Source organism: Qipengyuania vesicularis, from assembly GCF_019711415.1.
GTDB lineage: Bacteria > Pseudomonadota > Alphaproteobacteria > Sphingomonadales > Sphingomonadaceae > Qipengyuania > Qipengyuania vesicularis.
Window position 1 is genome coordinate 131339 of record NZ_JAIGNJ010000003.1, and the last position, 22967, is coordinate 154305.

Annotated in this window: 21 protein-coding genes; 11 read left to right on the plus strand and 10 right to left on the minus strand. The window is 62.8% G+C overall.

What is annotated here, in order from left to right:
• The 3 genes from K3146_RS09465 to K3146_RS09475 form a co-directional block, all read right to left on the minus strand.
• Window positions 1–300 (minus strand): hypothetical protein, encoded by a 300-nt coding sequence (locus K3146_RS09465; protein WP_221546051.1) that lies wholly within the window; start codon window positions 298–300, stop codon window positions 1–3.
• Between the two features lie 102 nt (window positions 301–402).
• Complete coding sequence (ftsH, locus tag K3146_RS09470) at window positions 403–2373, minus strand: ATP-dependent zinc metalloprotease FtsH (RefSeq protein WP_247711187.1); 1971 nt, start codon at window positions 2371–2373, stop codon at window positions 403–405.
• Window positions 2374–2454: 81 nt separating this feature from the next.
• Window positions 2455–3096 carry a TetR/AcrR family transcriptional regulator gene (locus tag K3146_RS09475; RefSeq protein WP_221546052.1) on the minus strand — a complete coding sequence of 214 codons (642 nt, stop codon included), beginning with the start codon at window positions 3094–3096 and terminating at the stop codon, window positions 2455–2457.
• Between the two features lie 83 nt (window positions 3097–3179).
• On the opposite strand from K3146_RS09475, the gene K3146_RS09480 reads away from it, so the two are divergent.
• Genes K3146_RS09480 through K3146_RS09495 form a run of 4 tightly spaced genes read left to right on the plus strand, consistent with a single transcriptional unit; the run spans window position 3180 to window position 7469 of the window.
• Entirely contained in the window at window positions 3180–4313 is a 1134-nt protein-coding gene (locus tag K3146_RS09480) for an ABC transporter permease (protein ID WP_221546053.1), read from the plus strand.
• A gap of 11 nt (window positions 4314–4324) precedes the next feature.
• Entirely contained in the window at window positions 4325–5056 is a 732-nt protein-coding gene (locus K3146_RS09485) for an ABC transporter ATP-binding protein (RefSeq protein ID WP_221546054.1), read from the plus strand.
• The gene (locus K3146_RS09490) at window positions 5056–6045 is read left to right on the plus strand and encodes an efflux RND transporter periplasmic adaptor subunit (protein ID WP_221546055.1); all 990 of its coding nucleotides are present in this window, start codon (window positions 5056–5058) and stop codon (window positions 6043–6045) included. Before K3146_RS09485 ends, K3146_RS09490 begins: the two co-directional genes overlap by 1 nt.
• The gene (locus tag K3146_RS09495) at window positions 6045–7469 is read left to right on the plus strand and encodes an efflux transporter outer membrane subunit (RefSeq protein WP_221546056.1); all 1425 of its coding nucleotides are present in this window, start codon (window positions 6045–6047) and stop codon (window positions 7467–7469) included. The genes K3146_RS09490 and K3146_RS09495 overlap by 1 nt, the downstream gene beginning before the upstream one ends.
• Here K3146_RS09495 and K3146_RS09500 read toward each other — a convergent pair.
• The 7 genes from K3146_RS09500 to K3146_RS09530 are packed head-to-tail and all read right to left on the minus strand — an operon-like array spanning window position 7439 to window position 14885.
• Window positions 7439–8407, minus strand: a complete 969-nt coding sequence (locus K3146_RS09500) for a HupE/UreJ family protein (RefSeq protein WP_221546057.1) — start codon at window positions 8405–8407, stop codon at window positions 7439–7441. The genes K3146_RS09495 and K3146_RS09500 overlap by 31 nt on opposite strands.
• Window positions 8407–9192: a peptidyl-prolyl cis-trans isomerase gene (locus tag K3146_RS09505; protein WP_221546058.1), complete on the minus strand. Its 786-nt coding sequence runs from the start codon at window positions 9190–9192 to the stop codon at window positions 8407–8409. Before K3146_RS09505 ends, K3146_RS09500 begins: the two co-directional genes overlap by 1 nt.
• Window positions 9189–11123, minus strand: coding sequence for a DUF3604 domain-containing protein (locus K3146_RS09510; RefSeq protein ID WP_221546059.1), 1935 nt, complete (start codon window positions 11121–11123; stop codon window positions 9189–9191). Before K3146_RS09510 ends, K3146_RS09505 begins: the two co-directional genes overlap by 4 nt.
• Before the next feature lie 47 nt (window positions 11124–11170).
• Window positions 11171–11842 carry an exopolysaccharide biosynthesis protein gene (locus tag K3146_RS09515; RefSeq protein WP_221546060.1) on the minus strand — a complete coding sequence of 224 codons (672 nt, stop codon included), beginning with the start codon at window positions 11840–11842 and terminating at the stop codon, window positions 11171–11173.
• Between the two features lie 58 nt (window positions 11843–11900).
• Window positions 11901–12350 carry a MaoC family dehydratase gene (locus tag K3146_RS09520; protein WP_221546061.1) on the minus strand — a complete coding sequence of 150 codons (450 nt, stop codon included), beginning with the start codon at window positions 12348–12350 and terminating at the stop codon, window positions 11901–11903.
• Window positions 12350–13768: an aldehyde dehydrogenase family protein gene (locus K3146_RS09525; protein ID WP_221546062.1), complete on the minus strand. Its 1419-nt coding sequence runs from the start codon at window positions 13766–13768 to the stop codon at window positions 12350–12352. The genes K3146_RS09520 and K3146_RS09525 overlap by 1 nt, the downstream gene beginning before the upstream one ends.
• A 28-nt stretch (window positions 13769–13796) precedes the next feature.
• Window positions 13797–14885, minus strand: coding sequence for a CaiB/BaiF CoA transferase family protein (locus K3146_RS09530; RefSeq protein ID WP_221546063.1), 1089 nt, complete (start codon window positions 14883–14885; stop codon window positions 13797–13799).
• A gap of 127 nt (window positions 14886–15012) precedes the next feature.
• On the opposite strand from K3146_RS09530, the gene moaA reads away from it, so the two are divergent.
• The 7 genes from moaA (at window position 15013) to K3146_RS09565 (ending at window position 22963) form a co-directional block, all read left to right on the plus strand.
• Complete coding sequence (gene moaA / locus K3146_RS09535) at window positions 15013–16050, plus strand: GTP 3',8-cyclase MoaA (RefSeq protein ID WP_221546064.1); 1038 nt, start codon at window positions 15013–15015, stop codon at window positions 16048–16050.
• 9 nt (window positions 16051–16059) lie between these two features.
• Window positions 16060–17253 carry a molybdopterin molybdotransferase MoeA gene (locus tag K3146_RS09540; protein ID WP_221546065.1) on the plus strand — a complete coding sequence of 398 codons (1194 nt, stop codon included), beginning with the start codon at window positions 16060–16062 and terminating at the stop codon, window positions 17251–17253.
• A gap of 381 nt (window positions 17254–17634) precedes the next feature.
• The gene (locus K3146_RS09545; protein WP_221546066.1) at window positions 17635–18300 is read left to right on the plus strand and encodes a PEP-CTERM sorting domain-containing protein; all 666 of its coding nucleotides are present in this window, start codon (window positions 17635–17637) and stop codon (window positions 18298–18300) included.
• A gap of 288 nt (window positions 18301–18588) precedes the next feature.
• Entirely contained in the window at window positions 18589–19740 is a 1152-nt protein-coding gene (locus K3146_RS09550) for a DUF1996 domain-containing protein (RefSeq protein WP_221546067.1), read from the plus strand.
• 339 nt (window positions 19741–20079) lie between these two features.
• On the plus strand, window positions 20080–21423 hold the full coding sequence (locus K3146_RS09555; RefSeq protein ID WP_221546068.1) for an oligosaccharide flippase family protein: 1344 nt from the start codon (window positions 20080–20082) through the stop codon (window positions 21421–21423).
• A 50-nt stretch (window positions 21424–21473) separates the two neighbouring features.
• Window positions 21474–21719 carry an XrtV sorting system accessory protein gene (locus tag K3146_RS09560; protein ID WP_221546069.1) on the plus strand — a complete coding sequence of 82 codons (246 nt, stop codon included), beginning with the start codon at window positions 21474–21476 and terminating at the stop codon, window positions 21717–21719.
• 65 nt (window positions 21720–21784) lie between these two features.
• Complete coding sequence (locus K3146_RS09565; protein ID WP_221546070.1) at window positions 21785–22963, plus strand: glycosyltransferase; 1179 nt, start codon at window positions 21785–21787, stop codon at window positions 22961–22963.
• Window positions 22964–22967 lie beyond the last annotated feature (4 nt).

A 22967-nucleotide genomic window follows, 5' to 3' on the forward strand; every position in this document is an offset into this window, starting at 1 on the left:
CTATCGCTGCGGAGCTTCCCGGTCGGAATTGAGGTCGTCGCCTGTAATGGGCGCAGGGCCCGGTGTTTCCTTGTCATTGGCCTCGATGTGCTGCTCGAGATCGGCCGCGCCTTCTGCCACCGCACCGGCGGCCGTTTTCGCACCGTCTTCGATCGCTTCGCCAAGTACGGCTGCATTGGCCTCGATATCATCGCCCGCAAGCTCTGCGGTCTCGGCGGCATCCTGCTGGGTTTTCTCGGAGCAGGCTGTAGCCGCTGCGGCGGTGAAGAGAGCGATGGCGACAGTAAGCGGGCGGTTCATGGTCAGGGCCTTTCTGGGATGCGAAACTGAGGCCTGAACGCAGGAAGGGCGCCGGCGGTTTCCCGCGCGGCGCCCTTCGCATTGTTTCGATGGGGCGGGGAATCAGGCCCCTGCAGGTGCGCCTTCACCCGAGCCGCCGAACTTCTTGCCCGCCTTGGGAACGGTGCTGCTTCCGGCTGTCGCGACCGCCACCGGCCCCTTGGGCTCGTCGGGCCGGTCGATCTTGCCGTCCTTCATCAGCTGGTCGATCTCGTCACCGGTCAGCGTCTCGTATTCGAGCAGCGCCTGCGCGAGAAGGTGGAGCTTGTCCTCCTGTTCGCGCAGCACGTCGTTCGCCCGCTTGAGACCACCTTCGACCAGCGCCTTGATTTCGGCATCGATCAGCTTGTTGGTTTCGGCACCCGCCATGGTGCGCGCCGTCTGGCCCATGCCGAGATAGCCTTCCTGGCTCTGCTCGTACTGCAGCGGACCGAGCTTGTCGCTCATGCCCCACTTGGTGACCATGTTGCGCGCGAGGTCGGTGGCATACTGGATGTCGCCCGATGCACCGCTCGACACCTTGTCGTGACCGAAGATGATTTCCTCCGCCACGCGTCCGCCCATGGCGACAGCGAGGTTCGCGTGCATCTTGTCGCGGTGGTAGGAGTAATTGTCCCGCTCCGGCAGGCGCATCACCATGCCCAGCGCACGGCCGCGAGGGATGATCGTGGCCTTGTGGATCGGGTCAGATGCCGGCTCGTTGATCGAGACCAGCGCATGGCCAGCCTCGTGATAGGCAGTCATCTTCTTCTCGTCCTCGTCCATGACCATTGATTTGCGCTCGGCGCCCATCATGACCTTGTCCTTGGCGTCCTCGAATTCCTGCATCGCGACGAGGCGCTTGTTGCGGCGCGCAGCCAGCAGGGCAGCCTCGTTGACGAGATTGGCGAGATCGGCACCGGAGAAGCCCGGCGTGCCACGCGCAATCGTGCGCGGGTTCACGTCGGGGGCCAGCGGCACCTTCTTCATGTGCACGGCGAGGATCTTCTCGCGACCGTCGATATCGGGGATCGGCACGACGACCTGGCGGTCGAAACGGCCCGGGCGCAGCAGCGCAGGATCGAGCACGTCGGGACGGTTCGTCGCCGCGATGATAATGATGCCTTCGTTCGCTTCGAAACCGTCCATCTCGACGAGCAGCTGGTTGAGTGTCTGCTCGCGTTCGTCGTTCGAATTGCCGAGTCCGTGGCCGCGCGAACGGCCGACGGCGTCGATTTCGTCGATGAAGAGAATGCAGGGAGCGTTCTTTTTCGCCTGTTCGAACATGTCGCGCACACGGCTCGCGCCCACGCCGACGAACATTTCGACGAAGTCAGAACCCGAAATAGTAAAGAATGGCACGCCTGCTTCGCCTGCAATGGCGCGAGCAAGCAGAGTCTTACCCGTACCGGGCGAACCTACCAGCAGCGCGCCCTTGGGGATCGTGCCGCCGAGCTTGGAGAAGCGCTGGGGGTCCTTGAGGAACTCGACGATCTCTTCCAGTTCCTCGCGCGCCTCGTCGATGCCGGCCACGTCTTCGAACGTAACCCGGCCCTGCTTTTCGGTCAGCATCTTGGCCTTGGACTTGCCGAAGCCCATCGCGCCGCCTGCACCGCCGCCCTTCTGGACCTGGCGCAGCGCGAAGAACGCGATGCCGAGGATAAGCACGAAGGGGAGGATGTTGATCAGCGCATAGACGAGCAGACTGCCGTTATCGGCTTCCTTGCCCGAGAACTCGACGTTGTTGTCTTCGAGCAGCTTGGTGAGGCTGGGATCGTTCTTCACCGGGATGGTGTTGAACGGCTCGTCCTCTTTTGTCAGGCCGGTAATGCGATCGTCGGCAATCTCGACCGACTTGATCGTGCCTTCGGCAACCTTGTCCTTGAAGTCCGAATAGAGCAGCTGCGTGCCTGCCGCCTGGCCACCACCGCCGAGCATGGACACGACGAGCAGCAGGCCAAGGAAAACCCCGCCCCAGATCATCAGGCTCTTGATCCACGGATTGGGGCCGTTGCCTTCCGGATCGGGCGTGGAATTGTCGTTTTCGTCGCGCATGGCGGCAAGTATCCTCTGCTATCGACGTAAATGTAGGCGCACAGTGGTGAATGGCAAGTTTAGGTAGGGGCGATTTATCGCTTAATTCCGGTCACAGCCATCGACTGCATAGGCCCTGCAAAACACTTCCACCGCGCCGAGGACGCGATCCCGGTCACGCGCGGGATCGTGCGGAGCGCCGAAACGGCGTTCGAGATCGCCCATCCCCTTGCACATCGAGACAAACTGTTCGGCAGCAAGTTCGGTGTCAGCAACGCGTATCTCGCCCGCGTCGTCCATAGCCTTGAGGAAGGCTGCAAACGCCTGCTTCATGCGGTGCGGGCCCGCTTCGAGAAAGGCCGCGCCTACTGCCGGGTCATGCTCGGTTTCCGCGGCGATCCGGCGTTCGAACTGGACCATCTCGGGGCGGGAGAGGAATGCGCTCATGGACACGCCGATCGCGGTCAAGCGCTCGCGCAGACTGCCCTGCGGCATTGCCGGTACTTCGAAATTGCCGCGCATCTTCTCGCATTCGAGTTCGACTGCCGCGCTGAGCAGGGAACGTTTGTCGCCGAAGCGATTATAGATCGTGACCTTCGAGACGCCTGCATCTGCAGCGATCTGTTCGATCGAACTGGCTGCATAGCCATGCTCGAAGAAGGCACGGCTTGCCGCCGCCACGATCGCCGCGCGCTTGGCCTCGTCAGCAGGCCTGCCACTCCGTTTCGATTCGCCACTTGACAAAGTGAACGCCTCCGTTCAGTTGAACGCTATCGTTCACTAATGAACGAGTCGCATCTTTTTCGCAAGCCGAGGTCGCAACTGCCATGATCTGGATCGCTATCCGCATGCTGACCGGCGATGCGCAGAAGTTCTTCGGGCTGGTGTTCGGCATTGCCTTCTCCACCCTGCTCATCACCCAGCAGCTGACGATCTTCATCAACCTGCTCGAGCGCGGGGCCAGCGGCGTGTACAATGTCTCGAGCGCCGATGTCTGGGTGATGGACCCGGTCAGTCGCACCACCGATGTCGCCTATGCCATGCCCTCCACCGCGCTCGACAAGGTGCGCGGTGTTCCTGGTGTCGAATGGGCCGTGCCGCATATCCGAGCGCAGGCCTCGGTCCGCACGAAGGATGGTGACCTCGAAGGCGTGGCGGTGATCGGGGTCGACGACGCGACGCTGATCGGCCTGCCCAAGAACATGCTGGAAGGTTCGATCGATGTCCTTTCCCAGCCCGATAGCGTGATCATCGACGATGTCGGCATGACCCGCATGTTTCCCGGCCAGTCGCCCATCGGCGAGCGGCTAGAGCTCAACGATCAGCGCGCGGTGATCCGCGGTATCGCCGATGCCATCCCCAGCTTCACCAGCACGGTTGTGCTCTATACCAAGTACAGCCAGGCACTGAATTACGTGCCCGGCACGCGCAACCGCCTCTCCTTCGTCCTTGTCGGCGCGGAGGACCCGACACAGGCGAAGGCCCTCTCGGAGAAGATCGAGCGCGAGACCGGCCTCAAGGCCCAGACGCGCGAGGAATTCGCCCGTGACGGCGTCGATTTCATCATCGAGAACACGGGCATTCCGCTCAATTTCGGGATTACCGTGGCGCTCGGCTTCATCGTCGGCGTGGCCATCGTTGGCCTGACCTTCAGCCTCTTCATCCGCGACAACATCAAGCAGTTCGGGGCCTTGAAGGCGATCGGTGTGACCAATGGCAAGATCCGTAGGATGGTCGCGGCACAGGCTGGGCTGGTCGGGCTGATCGGCTACGGTCTCGGCGTGCTCGGAACGGTTGGATTCATCACGGCCTTCTCGTCCGACCCGACCTTCAAGGGATTCTACATCCCCTGGCAGATCCCGCTGATCAGCGCCGTCGCCGTCACCGTGATACTGGCGCTGACCGGCTGGCTGGCGCTGCGCAGCGTGCTCAAGACCGAACCTGCGGCGGTGTTCCGGTAATGGCGACCAAGATGGACACGACCGCGATTGGCGGCTGCAACCCGGAAGCAGCGATCTGTACGCGCGGCGTCACGCGCGATTTCCAGGCTGGCCAGCAGACGATCACCGTGCTGCACGGCATCGATCTCGACGTGAAGGCGGGCGAGCTCACTTTCCTTGTCGGCGAAAGCGGATCGGGCAAGACCACGCTCATCTCGATCATGTGCGGCATCCTATGGCCCACATTGGGCGAAGTGAAGGTCTTCGGCACCGACATTTACGACCTGTCCGATGACGATCTCGTCGAGTTCCGCCTCAACAACATCGGCTTCATCTTCCAGCAGTACAATCTGATCCCTTCGATCGATGCTGCCAGCAATGCCGCCGTTCCGTTGATCGCACAGGGGATGGACCGGCTCGAAGCGCGCGCGAAGGCGGTCGCCATGCTGGAAAAGCTCAACATTGGCGACCAGGCGGACAAGCTGCCCAACCAGCTTTCGGGCGGGCAGCAGCAACGCGTCGCCATCGCCCGCGCACTGGTTCACGAACCGCGCCTCGTGGTTTGCGACGAACCGACCGCCGCGCTCGATGCGGCATCGGGCCGCCGGGTCATGGACCTGCTGCGCGAAGTAGCGGTGGCCGAAGACCGCGCCTGCATCATCGTCACCCACGACAATCGCATTTTCGACATGGCCGACCGCATCCTCGTGCTTGAGGACGGGAAGGTCACTCATGACGGCAAAGACATGCCGGAGGATCACTAATGGCCTTGGATATTCGCAACCTCAGCTTCTCGCGGCAGATCCTGCCGGTTATCGCGGTGATCGGCCTGATCTTCGCGGCCTTCTACATCCTGTCTGGCCAGCCCGATCGCGAGCTGAGCGATCCCGAGCGTGAGCCCCCGCGCGCGCCGGAAATGCTGGCCGACGAACAACGCGTCGCCGGATCGGGCGTGGTCGAACCCTCTAGCGAGGTAATCCAGATCGGCTCTGCGCTGTCAGGCCTTGTCACCGGGCTCTATGTCCAGCCGGGCGACCGTGTGGCGCAGGGTGACACGCTCTTCACTGTCGACGACCGTGCCGTGCGCTCTCAGCTGCGCGAAGCCAATGCCGCGATCAGCGAAGCCCGCGCCGCGATTGCCGAGGCCCAGAGTGCACAGGCCACGTCCGCAAGCCAGCTCGAACTCTATCGTAATGTAGGCGATCCGGCCGCGGTCAGCCGTAGCGAAGTGATCCGTGCCGAAGGCGAGGCGAGTGCAGCATCGCAGCGCCTCCAGCTGGCCCGTGCGCGCCTCGACGCGGCACAGGCCCGCGCTGCTTCCGCGCGCACCGAATTGGGCCGGCTGACCGTGCGGGCACCGATTGCAGGCGAAATCCTCGCGGTGAACATCCGCAAGGGCGAATATGTCAGCACCATGGGCGGAGGTTCGCAGCCCTTCATCGAGATGGGCCAGACGCAGCCCATGCATGTGCGTATCGATATCGACGAGGAACAGGCTCCGCGCCTCGCCATGGGCGAAGCAGCGACCGTGTCTCCGCGCGGCGCTTCTGACCAGCAAGTGCAGGCACGCTTCGTCCGCGCCGAACCGCTCGTCGTGCCCAAGCGCTCGCTCACCAATTCCGCCGCCGAGCGCGTCGACGTGCGGGTGTTGCAGGTGATCTACGAACTTCCCGCCGATGCTGTCGGCGACAAGGGCCTCTTCCGCGTGGGTCAGCAGGTCGACGCCTATATGCCCGCCAAGGGAGCCGAGTGATGCGCGCACTGCTCCTTGCGACGGGCGCGCTGGCGCTTGCCTCCTGCGCAGCCGGACCGCCGCCGGAGGTGGCAACCCCCACACCGGTGCTTCCGCCCGAGTTCCTCTATGCACCCGATGCGGCGAGCAGTACCGAACTGGCCCAGCTGCTGCCCGAGAACGACGCCAGCTATGGCGCACTCGCGGCGCAGGCACTCGCCAATTCTCCCACTCTCGGCGAGGCCCTTGCCCGGATCGACCAGGCCCGCGCCGGGGCCAGCCGTGCCGGTGCGGAGCGCCTGCCCTCGCTTGGTGCGAATGCTGCGGTCACCGGCACCCGCACCAATCCGGCGCAGTTCGGAGGCGCGCTGCCGCCGGGAGCCTCGTTCGACACCGAGCAGGTAGCCTATTCGGCCAATCTCACGGCGCGCTGGGACCCGGATATCTTCGGGCGCCTGCGCGCACAGGAACGCGCTGCGCTGGCGCGGGTCGATGCAGCGACGGCCTCGTCGCGCGCGGTGCGCAACGCCCTGCTTGCCGAGATCGCCGCCAGCGTGATCGACTGGCGCACGCTCGAAGCGCGACAGGCCGAAATCGAGGACGATATCGCCGCTGCGGAGGAACTCGCACGGCTCGCAGGAGTGCGCGAAGAGGCCGGGATCGCGCCTGGTTTCGACCGCGTGCGTGCGGAAAGCGCCGCCAATTCCTCGCGCAGCCGTCTTGCTGCACTGGAAAGCGAGCGGGCACGGCTGATCGGCAGGCTGGTCACGCTGACCGCGCAATCGGGCGGCCAGGTACACGCCGCGCTGGCGCTTGGCGACAATGACACTTCGCTTCCCGCCACGCCAACAGCCTTGCCTTCGACGCTGCTAGCGAACCGCCCCGACGTCCTGGCGGCAGCAGCGACGCTTGCCACAGAAGACGCTGAACTGGCCGCTACCGCCCGCCGCCGTTTCCCCGTCTTCGACCTGTCCGCCGCCATCGGCCTCCTCGCCTTCAGCCCGTCTGACATCTTCGACGAGGATAGCGTGGTGGGATCGCTCGCCGCTGCGGTAGCCGGACCGCTCTTCGACTTCGGGCGGATTGCTGCCGAGATCGACGGCGCGGCAGCCGAGAAGCAGGCCGCGTTCCAGGCTTATCGCGGTGCCGTTTACACTGCACTGGGTGATGCAGAGGCGGCCTACGGCCTAGTCGCCGCAGCCGATCGCGAACTGGCGGCTGCCTCTGCCGAGGCCGAAAGCCTGCAACGTGCTGCCCGGCTGGCGGAGACGCGGCAGGAGGCGGGCCTCGCCGACTTCCTCACCGTGCTGGAAGCCCGCCGCGCCGCCGATGCGAGCGGGGAGCGCGCGGCTGCTGCGCTAGGCCGCGCCCAGCGTGCGCGCGTATTGCTGTGGCAAGCGCTCGGCGGCGAACCTCAGCCGATCACTCGGTCGACCAGCCAATAGGCACCGATGATGCCGATCGCATAGGAAGCGGCCTTAACGGTGACTGGTTCGGCTGCAGGCCGCAGCCTTCGCAACAGCGCGAGTAGCGCCAGTACGATCGCGATAACCAGCAATTGCCCCGCCTCGACCCCCAGATTGAAGCTGATCAACGCCGCGGGCACCTCGCCCTCGGGCAACCCGATCTCGCGCAAGGCACCGGCGAAGCCGAAGCCGTGGACCAGGCCGAATGCGAAGGCGACGAGCCACGGCAGGCGCCGGGTCAGCGTATCGCGCGAACCGCGCGCGATCTCGACAGCGAGGAAGACGATAGAGAGCGCGATCAGCATCTCGACCGGGCGCTGTGGCAGGCCCGCAAATCCGAGCGTGACCGCCGCCAGGGTTATCGAATGCGCGATAGTGAAGGCGGTTGCCGCTTTCACCACCGGCCAAGCGCCGCCCACCAGCAGGACCAGCGCGATGACAAACAACAAATGGTCCCATCCGGCGAGGATGTGTTCGACCCCGATGACAAAATAGCTGCGCCAAACCTGCAAGCTCGAGGGTTGCGCCTCGATCACTGCGCTTGGCTGCACGGGGGTCAATCGGTGGACCTGCACTGGCTGGCCAAGCGGCGCCACGCGCAGGATCGCTTCGCTATGTGTCGTGAATGACCATCCGACCGCTTGCCCTTCCACGGCCCCATCGCACCTGACTTGAGCTCGACCGGTTATCACCAGCCTCGCGTTCTCGATGTGCGGATCGCCAATGATGCGGCAGACTTCGGGCAGCTGGGGGAGCGTCTGCGCCCGGCCCGACTGCGCGAGAACAGGTTCACGCCAGCCCAACTCCCAAGCATCTCCATCCGTCTGCTCGAACATGATCGAGACAGGTCGCAGCTCGTCCGCCGACAGCGGTGCCGCCAGCGCTAGCGCTGCGAGGGTAATCAGCCAGCGCAACATTACTCGATCTCGACCCGGTATGCGTCTCGCAGCAACTGGAATGCCTGCTGGCGCCGTGTCTCAATGGTCCGGCTGCGCCAGTCTCGTTCGACCCTCTCGCGGACATCCCCGAATGGCGGGACCAGACCTTTCTCGCGGCGCGTGAGGCGGACCAGGTGCCAGCCATATCCTGATGGGACCGGGCCCTGCCATTCAGGCGAGGCCTCTAGCTGGAGCAAACCTTCCGCGAACTGCGACCCGAACAGCCGCTCGACATATTCGCCATCCTGCTTCGCCACCTTTCGCGGGAGGCTTATCGGCTCGCCCTTCGGACTATCCTGAGTCAGCGCCGCGATTGCCGCCTCTTCGGTCGGGAAATAGACCTGCTCGAAATCCACCACCTCGCCTGTTTCATAGGCGCCGCCATTTGCACGGTACCACTCGCGCAACTGATTTTCGGTAGGTCGCGCCAATTCCACCTCGGCGCCTGCAAGTTCATCCATCTTGGTGGCCAACCTGCGCCGCAACACTGGATCGCCCTCGTCGAGCCCCAGTCGCATCGCTTCGCGATAGAGCACTTCCTCGCGTATCCATTGTTCGATTTGCGCGTCGAGCTCGGCATCGGTCGGGGCGCGGCGCATCGTGCGCTCGAACTGCAGGGAAAGCGCGGCCTGCTGCTCGCGGGACAGTGTGATCGTGCGATCCGCCGGGTCGACGGGGTCGCCTGCGAGCGCCAGCACCCCCCAGAGCGCCGCACCAGCAATCAGGAAATGCGCGAGCGGATCGCGCAGCGCCTGGCGGATCATCCCTCGTCCATGATCGGCGGACCATCACCCGGCGCCATGCGCGGGCGCAACCATACGGGCGAGGAGTAGGCGCGTTCCTGGATCACGTTCGCCTCGATCACATTCGCCGGCAGCTTGAGGCCGAAGCGGAGCGCATCATACAGCACCCAGCTCGGTGTGGGAATCTCGAGAACGCGGACGTAATAGAACGCCCGCTCGCCGCGCTTGTAGTCGGGATCGGTCCAGGTCGCGCGCAGTTCGGCCGCGCCGATCGAATTCTCGTAAGTGGCCTTAGCGCGGTCGACCGTGTCGCCCACCGGCGGCACCGGTGAATCCGAAGCGCCGTCCATCTCGCGTGCGCTCCAGGCGACGTCATAGACCTTCTCGCGCGCGGTGCCGCTGGCATCGACCCAGCCCTTCACCACCTGCACACGGTCGAGATTGGCGCCGTCGGGATCCTTGAGCGCCGAAATCAGGAAGGTCGGCGCGCGGCCCGTGTCTTCCAGTTCGCCGCCCATGGGTACACCCCGGGTGTAGCCTGCGCGCACCCAATCACCATCCCAGTCGCCTTCCGCAAAATCATGTCCGGCGAACAGGCGCAGGACCATGCGCGGACCGGTTGTCGCGTAGACTTCGCGGCGCATGAAGGCATCGAATATCTCCGCCCGCGTATTGCCCCGCGCCCAGGCAGCTGCGTAGCCGCCCGCGAGATAGTGCCAGCCGAAGCGGCCTTCGCGCGTGCCGAGGTTCTGCTCCTCCATCGCACGATCCTGGCGCGGCTCGGCGCCGGTGTGCTTGCCGAAGAAATTGTCCTCATCGCCGGTCGCCAGCGCGGTGTGGCTATCGGTCGAGCCAATCATTCCGAAAGCATAGGGATTGACGCCGAGCTGCTGTTCGAGGGTCAAGCCGCGAAGGAGTGCCGAACGGATATAGCTTCCGGCGAACATGTCCGGCGTCGTCTTCTCGGTGAGTGGCAGGTTGCCCAGCTCCCATCCGGCGACACCGAAGCCCGCGAATTCGTCATTGGGCGAAAGGAATGGGTGCGTCTCGCTGTCGCCCTTGATCTGCGTCGCTTCGACCACAGGTTCATGCGCAGCGCGGCGGCGCGCATAATCCGCGCTCATCGCGCCGCCATCGGGTCCGGTGAGTTCGAACATCATGCCGTTGGACAGGTTCGAATTGTGCGGGATCGCGAGCACCTTGCCGCCCGTGCTCTCTTCATAAGCATCCATGTAGTCCCACAGGCCGGTAACCTCGCCGTCGATCCCGGGATAGGGCAGGACCTCACCGGTCCTCCCGCTGCCGTCGCGGAACATGACGACGCGATGAAGGTTGTTGCCGCCCGGCATGAGCGTCCATTCGAACCCGGCAAAGGCGGTGAAAGTGCCCGGCTCGTTATAGCGGTCGAGCAGGTCGAGATGGCGATCCCACAGCTCGCGGGTGGCTGCAGCATTGCGCTCTGGATCGCGCAGCGCCTCCGGGATTTCGCCATTGGCCGCAGCCGTGATCAGTTCGGCCACAGCACGCGTCGATTGTTCGGGGCTCTCGTGCATCATGTCGCGCCAGCGCCTCAGCGTCGGATCGCGGACCATCATGCGCGGAGCATCGTAAAGGCGACGCGTTGCACCCATCGCATCGGAGTGGTCGGAGATGACGAGGAAATCGAGCGGACGATCGAGCTTGGCACTCATGCCGGTGGTCGCTGTCACTTCCTCACCGCGGGCGAACCGCAAGGCGACTTCCGGACCAAGCCGGACGCCGAAGCCGAAAGCATCGACAGACACGTCGGTGTGGAGATGCGTGTCGCCCCAATAGGGACGGTCGGGAAACTCGGCGAGTTCGATCGTGTCCGTGCCGTCGCCGCGCTGGGCATCGGTGGCTTCGCCGGGTACACCTTGCGAGCAGCCTGACAGCGCCAAACCTGCAGACAATAGTGCAATCGCGTATTTCATCCGCCTCTCCCTCCGCGAGGGAATGTGGCCAGATGCGGGCTATCAGGTCAAGCGTGACTGTGCTCGGCTGGCGCGGAAATCAGCGCCATGCCTTCCGAACTGCCCTCTTCCTCGTCGGAGGTGTAGTAATAATAGGTCCCGCCGCCGACTGCCGCGACTGCGAGCAGGAGGGCCGCCAGCATGACCAGCCCGTCGCGAACGATCAGCGCCAGGCCTATAGCGGCAATCGCGATCATGGGGCCGGAACTGGCAAAAGGCAGGACCTCAAGCGGCGGAACGGTCGCACACAACACTAGGATGGCGACTGCCGCGACCTTTATCCACACACCCTTGGTCAAACCGTCGAGCCGGTCGCGGCTGTGTTCGTCGAGCCAGTGGGCGACCCCGCGCATCTTGCCGATGGCCTTGTGCAGCTTCTTCGACTCCACCGCGCGCTGCTGGATGAATTCGGGCATCCAGATGTGGTCCTTGCCGAAGAGCATCTGAACCGCGACCAGCGCGATGATGGCCGCAAGCGCACTCGGCACACCCGGGACCGCGCCCAGCGGGGTGATTTCGATCAAGGCAAAAATCATGATGAAGGGGCCGAAGCTCCGACGGCCGAAATCATCCAGCACATCGCCGACCCGGACCTCGTCATTCTTGGACGCGAGTTCATCCAGTTCGCCGATGACATCCTCGACGCCTTCGGGTTCCTTGCCCTGTTTTTCCTCGCTCATTCCATTCCCCTTTGCCGCTCAACGCTTGAAGTCGACAAAGGGGTGCAGGTGGGTGAAATCAGGACCTTTTCCTGAGCAACGCCGACCGTTCGCAGCGACACACGACCTGGCCGCGCTGGTTCACCGCTTCGTGCAGGAACGTCACGATACCGGTGTCGGGGCGCGACTTGCTTTCGCGAAGGCCGATGACCTCGCTCGTCGCATGCAGTGTGTCGCCAATGAATACGGGCTTGGGCATAACGAGCTTGTCGTAGCCCAGGTTCGCCACCAGCGTGCCGAGCGTGGTGTCGCCCACCGACAGCCCCACCATCAGCGAGAAGGTATAGGTCCCGTTGACCAGGATCTGCCCGAACTCGCTTTCCTTCGCCGCTTCCACATCGAGGTGGAGCGGCTGCGGGTTGTGGGTCATCACGGTGAAGAAGAGGTTGTCCGCCTCGGTCACCGTACGGCGAATTTCGTGGGTCAGCTTGTCACCAATTTCCCACTCGTCGAAATGCTTTCCAGCCATCAGCTGTGGCCCATCACGGCCTTGACCTCGAGGAAGTCGTGGAAGCCCCATTCGCCCCATTCGCGGCCGTTGCCCGACTTCTTGTAGCCGCCGAATGCCGCATTCAGATCGTAACCGCCGTTGATCGCCACACGGCCAGCGCGGATGCGCTTGGCCAGCTTGCGGGCGGTTTCGATGTCCTCGCCCATGATCGCACTGGCGAGTCCGTACTCGGTATCATTGGCGATGCGGATGGCATCGTCGTAGTCGTCATAGCCGAGGATGCAGAGGACGGGTCCGAAGATTTCCTCGCGCGCGATGGTCATGTCGTTGTCGACATCGGCGAAGACCGTGGGCTTCACGTAATGACCGGTTTCCAGCCCCTCCGGCTTGCCGGGACCGCCTGCAACCAGCGTCGCGCCTTCCTCGATGCCTTTCTCGATCAGGCCCTGGATCTTGTCGAACTGGGTGCGGCTAACCACCGGGCCGATGGTGGCGTTGCCCTTGGGGTCGCCGGGAATGACGCCTTCAGCGGCTTCCTTCGCCGCCGCCTTGGCTTCTTCCATGCGCTTGTGCGGAACCAGCATGCGGCTGGGCGCTGTGCAGGTCTGGCCCGAATTGCCCATCATCGCGGTCGTGCCCTTCATCACCGACTGGGTGAATGCGCTGTCGTCGAGCACAATGTTGGGGCTCTTACCGCCCAGTTCCTGCGCCACGCGCTTGACCGTGTCGGCTGCGTTCTTGGCAATCAGCACGCCAGCGCGCGTCGAGCCGGTGAAGCTGACCATGTCGATATCGGGATGGCCGCTGATCGCTTCACCCACGCCCGGACCGTCGCCGTTCACGAGGTTGAACACACCCGCCGGAACGCCTGCCGCATCCATGATCTCGGCGAAGATATAGCCATTGAAAGGCGCGATCTCGGATGGTTTGAGGACCATCGTGTTGCCGGTCGCAAGTGCTGGGAAAACCTTGCAGGCAATCTGGTTCAGCGGCCAATTCCACGGCGTGATCATGCCGACGACGCCGATCGGCTCCCACACGTGCAGCGTCGGGCCGTCCTGGCGTTCGAACTCGAAGCCTTCGAGAATCTCAATGGCCTTCTGGCAGTGCCCGGCGAGCAGTCCGACATGCGGACCGTTGGCGAGGCTCATCGGCGCGCCCATCTCGTCGCTCACTGCAACCGCCAGATCTTCCTTGCGGTTTTCGATCTCGCCCTGGATCGCGCGCAGCAGAGTGAGGCGCTCCTCCCTGCTGGTCTGGCTGAACGTTTCGAACGCGCGGCGCGCAGCGGCAACGGCCTTGTCGACATCGGCCTTGGTGCCAAAACTGATGTGGCCGATGGTTTCTTCAGTGGCGGGATTCTCGACCGGCTGGGTGTTGGCGGTGACCGGGTCGACCCACTGGCCGTCGATGTAGAACTTGGTGCAATCGCGCATGAGCTTGTCTCTCCTTATGCGCGGCTCCCTAGCCCCCTTCTGCCCAGCGCGCCACCACCTCTTCGCCATCCTGCGCACTGTCGCGGATCGTGCCCGGCGTGCGGTCGAAACGCGGCGCAGGCGCGGTATGTGAGCGGCCGCCGTGCTCGACGAAAGCTCCGCGCGCTTTCATGTGTGGATGGTCCTTCGCCTCGTCGAGCGGGACGACGGGCGCGAAGCAGGCATCGGTGCCTTCGAGGAGCGCCACCCATTCGGCCTGAGTCTTCGTCTTGAACAGCTTGGCGAGCCTGTCGGTGTAATCGTCCCAATTGGCCGGGTTCATCTGTCCGTCGCGCAGTTCGTCGGGCGCATCTGCGCGCTGCAATAGCTCAGCATAGAACTGCGGCTCGATCGCGCCGACACTGACTTCCTTGCCGTCCGCGCATTCGTAACAGCGGTAGAAATGCGCCGCCCCGCCAAGCAGGCCGGCACCACGCTGGGTAGTGCGCAGCGCGCTGTGCGGCTGGCCGTAGAAGAAGCTCATCAGGCTCACGACGCCATCGACGATCGCAGCATCGACGACCTGTCCCTTGCCACTGTTCTGGCGTTCGTAGAGCGCGGCCAGAATGCCGAAGGCGCAATACATCGACCCGCCGCCGAAATCGCCGACGAGGTTCTGCGGCGGGATCGGCAGTTCGCCCTTGGCACCGATACTGTCGAGCGCTCCGGTGATCGCGATATAGTTGAGGTCATGACCGGCTGCCTGGGCGAGCGGGCCATCCTGTCCCCAACCGGTCATCCGCGCGTAGACGAGCCGCGGATTGAGCGCGAGCACCTCGTCAGGCCCAAGCCCCAGTCGCTCCATCACGCCCGGCCGGAAACCTTCGATCAGCACGTCGGCAGCGCCAAGCGCTTTCCTGACGAATGCCTGTCCATCGTCGCTCTTCAGATCGACGGCGGCGCGGTGGCGCGCACGCTCGACAACGGGGTTCATCGGCTGGTGCCCCGGACGCTCGATCCGCACCACCTCTGCACCCAGGTCAGCCAGCAGCATGGCCACATGCGGGCCGGGCCCGATCCCTTGGAATTCTACAACCTTCAGCCCGGTCAGCGGGCCATGTGCGGCGGATGCGGCCATTTCTCTCTCCCATTCGGCGGGAGCTACCCAATGCGAAAGCGTGCGCGATTGCAACCTATTTGAAATTGGGTCACGCCTCACGATGATCGGTGGCCTTGGGGGCGCCTGCACGTTAGGAAGCTTGCGCATGGCATTGTTTGATCCCCCCGGACAAAGCGAGACAGGGCCCGACCAGGAGGTAGGCCCGGCGCTGCGGGATCGGTTTGGACGACGGTTCTCCTACCTTCGCCTCTCCCTCACTGAGCGGTGCAATTTCCGGTGCACCTACTGCCTGCCCAATGGGTTTATTGCTCAGAAAGGCCTGCCACCCGAACTCACGCGCGACGAGATCGGCCGCGCTGTGGGGGCGTTTTCCAAGCTGGGACTTTGGAAGGTGCGCCTGACCGGGGGTGAGCCAACGGTAAGGTCGGATTTCACCGATATTGCCCGGGATATTGCCGGTCAGCCCGATATTCGGCGCGTGGCGATGACCACCAATGGGTATCGGCTTGCGCGCGAAGCCGAAAGCTGGCGCGCTGCCGGGATCGATGCGGTCAATGTCAGCATCGATACACTCGACCGGGCTCGCTTCGCTCAGGTGACAGGCCGCGATATGCTCGACCAGGTCATCGCGGGCGTCGACAACGCGCTCGATGCGGGCTTCTCGGCGGTCAAGATCAACAGCGTGTTGCTGCCCGAGATCGGCGCGCCCGACTGGGATGCGATTCTGGGCTTCGTGGCCGAGCGAAACGTCACCTGGCGTTTCATCGAACTGATGCGGACCAACGGCAATTCCGCAGAGTTTCGATCGCAGGTCCATGCATCGCAAGCCATCCGCGAAAAACTCGAAGGCTCGGGCTGGACGCAGCGAGATCGTGGGGAGGGCGCTGGCCCGGCAACGGAATACGTACATCCGGACTTCCGGGGGAGGATCGGCCTCATAACCCCATATGGAGAGGGCTTTTGCGACAGTTGCAATCGTCTGCGGTTATCCAGCCGCGGCAGGCTCCATCTCTGTCTGTTCGGGGAGCAGGGATACGATCTGCGCCGACTTCTCGAGCGGGATGACCAGCAGGAAGAGTTGATCGAGACTATTGCACGAGCCTTGCCGGACAAGACACAGGGGCACCGCCTCCACGAAGGCGACAGCGGTGCGACTCCGCACCTCGCCTCGATTGGCGGGTAGACGCAATTGATGCTCACCTTCGACGAAGCTGTGGCCCTGCTCGCACGCTCTTTCGACAGGCTGGGCACCGAGACCGTTGCAATCGAAGAGGCGCATGGCCGCTATCTCGCGGAGCAAATCACCGCCGCGCTCGATGCGCCACGCTGCGACGTCTCGATGATGGATGGCTATGCGGTTGCCCACCGTGCAGCGACAGGGAACGAATGGCTCGATGTCACCGGCGAAGCACGCCCGGCGATGCCCTACGCAGGAACGCTCGAAGAGTCTCAGGCGGTCCGCATCTTCACCGGGGCGCCCGTGCCGCGCGGTGCCGAGCTGGTGATCATGCAGGAATATGCCGAGCGCAGTGGCGATCGCGTGCGTTTTCGGGATGGTCACGGCCCATCTTCGCATATTCGCCGCGCGGGAAGCGATTTTGGCGCAGGCGATGTACTTCTGGATTCGGGCTCGCGCCTGACTCCGCAGGCTTTGGTGACCGCAGCCGCTGCGGACAGGAGTGACCTGTCGGTAACCCGGCAACCGCGTGTGGCGATCATCTCGACCGGCGACGAGCTTGCTCCCCCGGGATCGGCTGCCGAAACCGCAGCCCAAATCCCGGAATCGGCCAGCTGCGGCGTCAGAGCTCTCGCTGAGGGCGCAGGCGGACAGGTGGCCACTTTGGTACGCGTCCGAGATGACCTTGGACAACTTGGCAAAGCAGGTGCTTGCGCCCTGAACGATGCGGATTGCGTGGTTGTTATCGGAGGGGCATCGGTCGGCGATTACGACTTCGCCCGCGCGATGTTTGCCGATCAGGCCATGGAGCTGGTGTTCTCGAAGGTAGCGATCAAACCGGGCAAGCCCGTCTGGCTTGGCAAAGTCGGGACCAAACCAATCCTGGGCATTCCGGGCAACCCGACATCGGCCATGGTCACCGCCCGCTTGTTTCTCGCACCGCTGCTGGTCGCTCTTCAGGGCGGGAATCCGGAGGATCATCTCGCCTTCCTGCCCATGCGTGTGGCCTCTCCGCTGCCTGAAGGGGGCGATCGCGAGACTTTCTGGAGAGCGATCTCCACACCGGATGGAATCGATCCAGTTGGCAATCAGGACAGCGGTGCGCAGGCTCCGCTTGCGAAGACCGATTGGCTTGTCCGCCGCCCTCGGAGTGCCGCGGCCACTTTGCCGGACGATGTGCTTCCTGCACTCCGGTTTAATCCATGCTAGATGACGTCTAGAAATGGGAGAATAGCTTCCAAGCACATGGGTGCGCCGGGATTGGACTGTTCGCTCGTTGACTTTTTCTCGTCAGTCCCGAAGTCCGAAAAACCCGCCACGTTAACGGTTTAGCTGCTTGGCTGTCCCATATCGGGACGCACTCGATCGCTCGCGGAACAGAGCGGACAGTCTCATCATGCTATTGTTTTAAAAAGACTTTTACCACGAGGCTGGCGGGTATCAGACCTACTGCCATTCTTGAAAACGCGCGCCGCCCGATCCAGATGGTTGCCTTGCCGGAAATGCAACCACCTGTTAAACAATAGGCAATTCAGGCCAGTTGATTCTGAAACTTCACCCGAAAATGGGTACATTGTGCGGAGCATTCCGATGAAGAAACTTCTAGCAGCCGCGGGTCTCTCACTCGCAGTGTCAGCAAGCCCGGCATACGCCGCTGCTTCCCTGACGCCTGTTATGGAAGCTGTGACGCCACCTCCGGTCTTCGCTCCGTGCGATGATCCGTCGATTGCAATCGGTGCCCAGGATTGCGCCGGCTATTACGCGGGCAACATGTTCAACAATTCGAACTTCGCGGAGCAGCAGGCTGCTATCGCGACGCTCGAATATATGGGCATGAACTACCCCTACAACGGCACCTGGCAGGACCTCGTCGACAATGGTCAGGTCATCTTCAGCCTCTCGGGCGACAACAATAACGAGCTGAACTTTAGCCAGACCCTTTACGGCGTGACCGTCGTCGGTGCGCACTTTGGCGCCTCGCTCCTCGGCCAGCAGCAGAATGTCTCGGTGTTCTGGCTTTTCGACTTCGGCAATGAAGGTGCCGATTCGGTGGCTCTCAATGGGGACCTCGACGGGCTCAACATCAATGCCTTCTCCAACGGCACGCTGTACCTCACCGGTACGCCTTCCGTGCCGGAACCCGGCACTTGGCTGATGCTGCTGCTCGGCTTTGCCGGCATCGGCTTCACACTGCGCCGCGGCAAGGGCGCGCGCAATGCGGGTGAACTTGAAGGGCTCCGCCTGCTGGCGAAGTAATTCCAAACGAGCTTTGGCGAGCCCGTCCTAGACGGGCACGGAGGCCGGTTCCCTGCACAGGAACCGGCCTTTCGCGTTTGTGCCACCACACCTACCGGCCGCTGGGGACAAGCAAGCATCCTAACGGCATCTCCGCACTACTGGTCGCGGATCGAGGGAACCGAAGAAGCGCCTTAATCTGGCGTTAATCTGAAAAACGCTTCCCCTCCGTCAGCAATCCGGACGGGACTTTTACTCGGTTTTAACCTCACCATTCTATTACCGCGTCATATTGCGCGGAGAACAGCCTTGCACCACTATAAAACGATGTTCGCCCTCGGCGTCGCAGCCATCAGTCTCACCGGATGTTCGGTAGAAGGTCCCGAGACCACCTCTGGCGGAGAACTCGTAGTCGCTCCGACTCCGACCCCCTCCTCTGCGCCCGCACCTTCTCCAACCCCGACGCCCGCACCGGTGCCGCCTTCGGCGACTCTCGGTTCGTCGAATGTCCAGATGGCGAAAGTCGCCTCCGGTATCGATGTTAACAGCATGCTCCGACCAGCGGGCGATACGTCGGACGCCGGCGCGGACGCTCTCGGCGCGTTTCGCTTCGCCTGCGTTCCCAGCCACTTCAGCTATGACGACCCGATCGTCCACCCCGGAAAACCTGGCGCTGCCCACCTCCACATGTTCTTCGGAAATACCGGCACCGATGCGTTCTCTACTTACGAGAGTCTGCGGAAGACCGGAAAAAGCACCTGCGTCAACGAACTCAACCGTTCGGCCTACTGGATGCCAGCTTTGCTCGATGGAAAGGGCTCGGCAATCGTTCCTTCGCACCTGACCGTCTATTACAAGCGTCGCCCGAAGTCCGACCCGTGGCTCAGTGCAGAAGGTGACATTCCCGACATCCTGCCCCGCGGTCTGCGGTATGTTTTCGGCGATGACGGGGTCAAGCCAACATTCGGATGTGAAGGCGGACCACAGGGTCATTCGATGCCCGACGTCCTCAGCCAGTGCTCGCCAGGATCGAAGTTCTATGCGGTCATCCCTTCGCCGCAGTGTTGGGACGGCTATAACCTCGACAGCCCCGATCACCGTTCGCACATGAAGTATCAGGGCTCTCCTGCAGGTGGTGAATCCTGCCCTGCCAGCCACCCGTATCACCTGGGTCGCCTGACACTGACCGTAAAATGGGACATCGAGGTCGGAGATTCGCCCTCCCTGTGGCGCTTCTCAAGTGACATGGACGGTAGGGAGCCGGGATCATCGCTACACGCCGACTGGTTTGGCGCCTGGGAAGATGGCGTGCTTGAAGCATGGCATGACAACTGCATCGACAAGCACCTGAGCTGCAACAGCGGCAACCTTGGCAATGGAAGCAAGATGGCGTGGAACGAATTCTACGATCGCCTCGATGCTCCGCGCCAATTGGTCAGCCTGAGCAGTATTCCACGCTAGTCGCAGAACGCGAGACCGAATAGGCCGCCGTCTTTGGCGGCCTATTTGATTCGAGCTCCAGCCGAAGGCTTCCAGGTCGCCTGCGCCAGCATGGCACACCTCCCCATTCGACACGGATAAGTGGCTCCAACTACTTTCGGCACCGAGTTGTGCCGTGTAAGGCTCGCGCGATCCGAATTCGTGGGGCTAAATACTTGATGCCGTATCGCCAGCCTGACTGCCGCCAGCTGCCAGCGGCAACCGGAATCGACAACCCTGTGTTTGCCGATTGGTCAAGTTCAAGCACATGCCGTCCTATGGCGATTTCGCTCGACACCGTTGATTAGTTGGCGATCGCCCGTGTCGAAGCCAAACATTCTCAGTCAAGTCGGAATTGTCTCAGCCGGCTTTGCGCTGCGTCAGGTAATTCGGCTTGGAACAAATGTTATCCTTGCCACCATAATCTCGCCCGCCGTCTTCGGTATCATGCTGATCCTCAACACCCTGCGGACGGGTGCAGAGCAGATCACCGACGTGGGACTGGGCCAGAACATCATCTATGATCGGCTCGGCGCAAGAAAGCTATTCTACAACACGGCCTGGACCATCCAGATAGTCCGGGGTTTCTTGCTCTTTGGCATCTTCCTGCTGCTATCTCCCCTGTTCACCGATACTTTCGGCGAGGGGCAACTGGAGGACTTGCTCCCGATATTCGCTACGATCTTCGTAATAACCGGGTTTGTCCCGCCAGCTCGCTTCCTCCTCCAGAAGCAACAGCGGCTGGTGGTGCTCACGGTTATCGAGCTGATCGTCGCCGTACTCGGTGCTGTCGCAATAATCGGTTTTGCGCTCTACTCCCCGACGCCGGAAGCGATTGTCTGGGCGCTCCTGCTAGGCAACCTGTTTGCCGTCTTCGGATATCTCTTCGGCATGAACTGGCGCGATTTGCGCATCCAGCTGTCCCGCAGGACTGCCGTGCGAATCCTGTCGTTTGGCAAATGGGTGTTTGTTGCCACCCTGCTCTATTTCGCCGCCAACAGCTTCGACCGACTGTACCTGGGTGCCGAGATCCCGCTGACGCTGCTTGGGATTTACAGCATCGCTCGATCACTCTCCGAGGCAGGATATACTCTCGCGCTACGCATCTCGCAGTTCATCGTCTTTCCCAAGGTGGCGGAAGCGCACAATCGGGGCGAGAGCCTTCACTCTATCGTGGGCCCGCGCGGCAGGGGCCTGTTGCTGACGGCGCTCTTCCTCGGTGTCGGCATCGCGATTTCGGACGAGGTCATCTACCTTCTCTATGATGAGCGCTACGAGGCCGCGGCTTTCATGCTGCCGTTCCTGCTCGTCGGCGTATGGTATTCGATCCTGTCGATCGTGTTCGAATCCATTGTCTACGGCACCGGCCGCCCCGCCCTCAATGCATGGGGGAATGCCGCAAAATTGCTCTGGCTTGTCGTCGCGCTACCACTTGCGCTCGCGCAGGAGGGTTTCCTCTGGGCGCTGGTTGTCATCGCCGCCGCCGACGTACCGCGCTATCTCATCCTTTCTGCTGCGCACATGAAGGAGCGCCTAGGGTTCTTCCGGCAGGACCTCCTCGCAACCGCAGCCCTGCTCGGCTGCGCTGTCCTGGTGCGCTGGGCCTTGGTCGGGATCGGCATTGCGGACAGCTTCTGGCCCAAGATGCAAAGCGGGTTGATGTAACAGGCCAGCCTTATACAGTCGTGTCGGCAGCTCTGCCGTGGAGGGAAATTATGGAAACGGTTTGGGATTGGATCACGGTTTTCGCATTTGCGGGGCTGGTCACACTGATGATCCAGCGCTCGATGGAGGAAGAACCGTCGGATTCGCTTTGGCAGTATGCACCGCCCGCAATCGGTTGTGCGGTGGTCAACTACATCGGCAACGAGGGTTATCACATCCCGGCGGCAATCGGCTTCGTCGCCATCATCATCTATGTCTTCAAGGTCCTCCACGTCCGCCTGCCCGGCAGCCGATGACCCTTGTCGAAAGCCAGGCCATCTAGCACTCACCGGATCGAACAGGGTTCGCGAGAACGACACCAATGAAGCGGATTGCCTATCTCGTCAGCGACCTGCACGCGCCGTCGCACACATTCGTGCGCCGCGAGATCGAAGCTCTACGCAAGCGCGGAGCTAATATCGACGCTTTCTCGATCCGCAATTCCGACAAGGACGACACGCTCGACCATACCGTTATCGGCCACTCGCCATTCGCCTATGTCCTGGCCATCGTCGCTACACTCCTGACCAACCCCCTTCGCCTGTTCGGAACATGGTGGCTCGCGCTGGCCCATCGTCCGGCAGGACTGCGAGACCTGCTCTGGTCGCAGTTTCACTTCATCGAAGCAGTCTTTCTCGCCCGGAAGCTCAAGCAGGCGAAGATCGACCACCTCCACAACCACTTTGCCAACAGCGGGGCGAGCGTCGGCCTCCTCGCCGCCCATCTCACCGGCATCCCCTGGAGCCTTACGCTGCACGGCATCTCTGAAACCGACCATCCGGCGGGAGCTACCCTGCCCGACAAGCTGGCGCGGGCGCGTTTCGTCGCCTGTGCCAGCCGCTTCATGATGGCGCAGGGCATGCGGAGGCTCGATCCGGACAAATGGGACAAGTTCAAGCTGGTCCGATGCGGAGTCGATACCGCGCGCCTCCATGAACTAGCAACGCACAAAATCTCGCCAGCGGTCCGCCTTCTGTGTGTCGGCAGGCTATCTGCCGAGAAAGGCTATTTCGGCCTGGTCGAAGCCCTTTCGGACGAGCGGTTCGCGAACACCGACTATGGCTTGCGGATCGTGGGTGACGGGCCTCAGGGAGACCAAATACAGCAAGCCGTCACGGCAGCGGGCCTGTCGGACCGCGTCGAATTCCTCGGCGCGCTTCCCGAGAACGAGACACTTCGCGAGATCGCCGGGTGCGATGTGCTGGTCCTTCCCAGTCTCATGGAAGGCTTGCCGGTGGTGCTGATCGAGGCACTCGCGCTCGGCAAGCCCGTCATCGCCAGCGGCGTTGCAGGCATTCCCGAAATCGTGAGGGACGGAAAGAACGGCTATCTGATCGAGCCTGGCAACTGGGACCAGCTCGCCGACAGGATTCACCTTCTCCTGACCGATCGCGGACGGCTATCCGAGATGACCACCTGCGCGCGTGACAGCTTCGACACCGATTTCGATATCGACCGGGCGATAGAGCCGCTCGTCACACTATTCGGCAAACCTCGCTAGGTTC

Excerpts from the sequence above, each read along its gene's own strand:
- K3146_RS09465 (WP_221546051.1), bottom strand. The coding sequence starts at position 300 with ATGAACCGCCCGCTTACTGTCGCCATCGCTCTCTTCACCGCCGCAGCG.
- ftsH (WP_247711187.1), bottom strand. The coding sequence starts at position 2,373 with ATGCGCGACGAAAACGACAATTCCACGCCCGATCCGGAAGGCAACGGC.
- K3146_RS09480 (WP_221546053.1), top strand. The coding sequence starts at position 3,180 with ATGATCTGGATCGCTATCCGCATGCTGACCGGCGATGCGCAGAAGTTC.
- K3146_RS09485 (WP_221546054.1), top strand. The coding sequence starts at position 4,325 with ATGGACACGACCGCGATTGGCGGCTGCAACCCGGAAGCAGCGATCTGT.
- K3146_RS09490 (WP_221546055.1), top strand. The coding sequence starts at position 5,056 with ATGGCCTTGGATATTCGCAACCTCAGCTTCTCGCGGCAGATCCTGCCG.
- K3146_RS09495 (WP_221546056.1), top strand. The coding sequence starts at position 6,045 with ATGCGCGCACTGCTCCTTGCGACGGGCGCGCTGGCGCTTGCCTCCTGC.
- K3146_RS09500 (WP_221546057.1), bottom strand. The coding sequence starts at position 8,407 with ATGTTGCGCTGGCTGATTACCCTCGCAGCGCTAGCGCTGGCGGCACCG.
- K3146_RS09505 (WP_221546058.1), bottom strand. The coding sequence starts at position 9,192 with ATGATCCGCCAGGCGCTGCGCGATCCGCTCGCGCATTTCCTGATTGCT.
- K3146_RS09510 (WP_221546059.1), bottom strand. The coding sequence starts at position 11,123 with ATGAAATACGCGATTGCACTATTGTCTGCAGGTTTGGCGCTGTCAGGC.
- K3146_RS09515 (WP_221546060.1), bottom strand. The coding sequence starts at position 11,842 with ATGAGCGAGGAAAAACAGGGCAAGGAACCCGAAGGCGTCGAGGATGTC.
- K3146_RS09520 (WP_221546061.1), bottom strand. The coding sequence starts at position 12,350 with ATGGCTGGAAAGCATTTCGACGAGTGGGAAATTGGTGACAAGCTGACC.
- K3146_RS09525 (WP_221546062.1), bottom strand. The coding sequence starts at position 13,768 with ATGCGCGATTGCACCAAGTTCTACATCGACGGCCAGTGGGTCGACCCG.
- K3146_RS09530 (WP_221546063.1), bottom strand. The coding sequence starts at position 14,885 with ATGGCCGCATCCGCCGCACATGGCCCGCTGACCGGGCTGAAGGTTGTA.
- moaA (WP_221546064.1), top strand. The coding sequence starts at position 15,013 with ATGGCATTGTTTGATCCCCCCGGACAAAGCGAGACAGGGCCCGACCAG.
- K3146_RS09540 (WP_221546065.1), top strand. The coding sequence starts at position 16,060 with ATGCTCACCTTCGACGAAGCTGTGGCCCTGCTCGCACGCTCTTTCGAC.
- K3146_RS09545 (WP_221546066.1), top strand. The coding sequence starts at position 17,635 with ATGAAGAAACTTCTAGCAGCCGCGGGTCTCTCACTCGCAGTGTCAGCA.
- K3146_RS09560 (WP_221546069.1), top strand. The coding sequence starts at position 21,474 with ATGGAAACGGTTTGGGATTGGATCACGGTTTTCGCATTTGCGGGGCTG.
- K3146_RS09565 (WP_221546070.1), top strand. The coding sequence starts at position 21,785 with ATGAAGCGGATTGCCTATCTCGTCAGCGACCTGCACGCGCCGTCGCAC.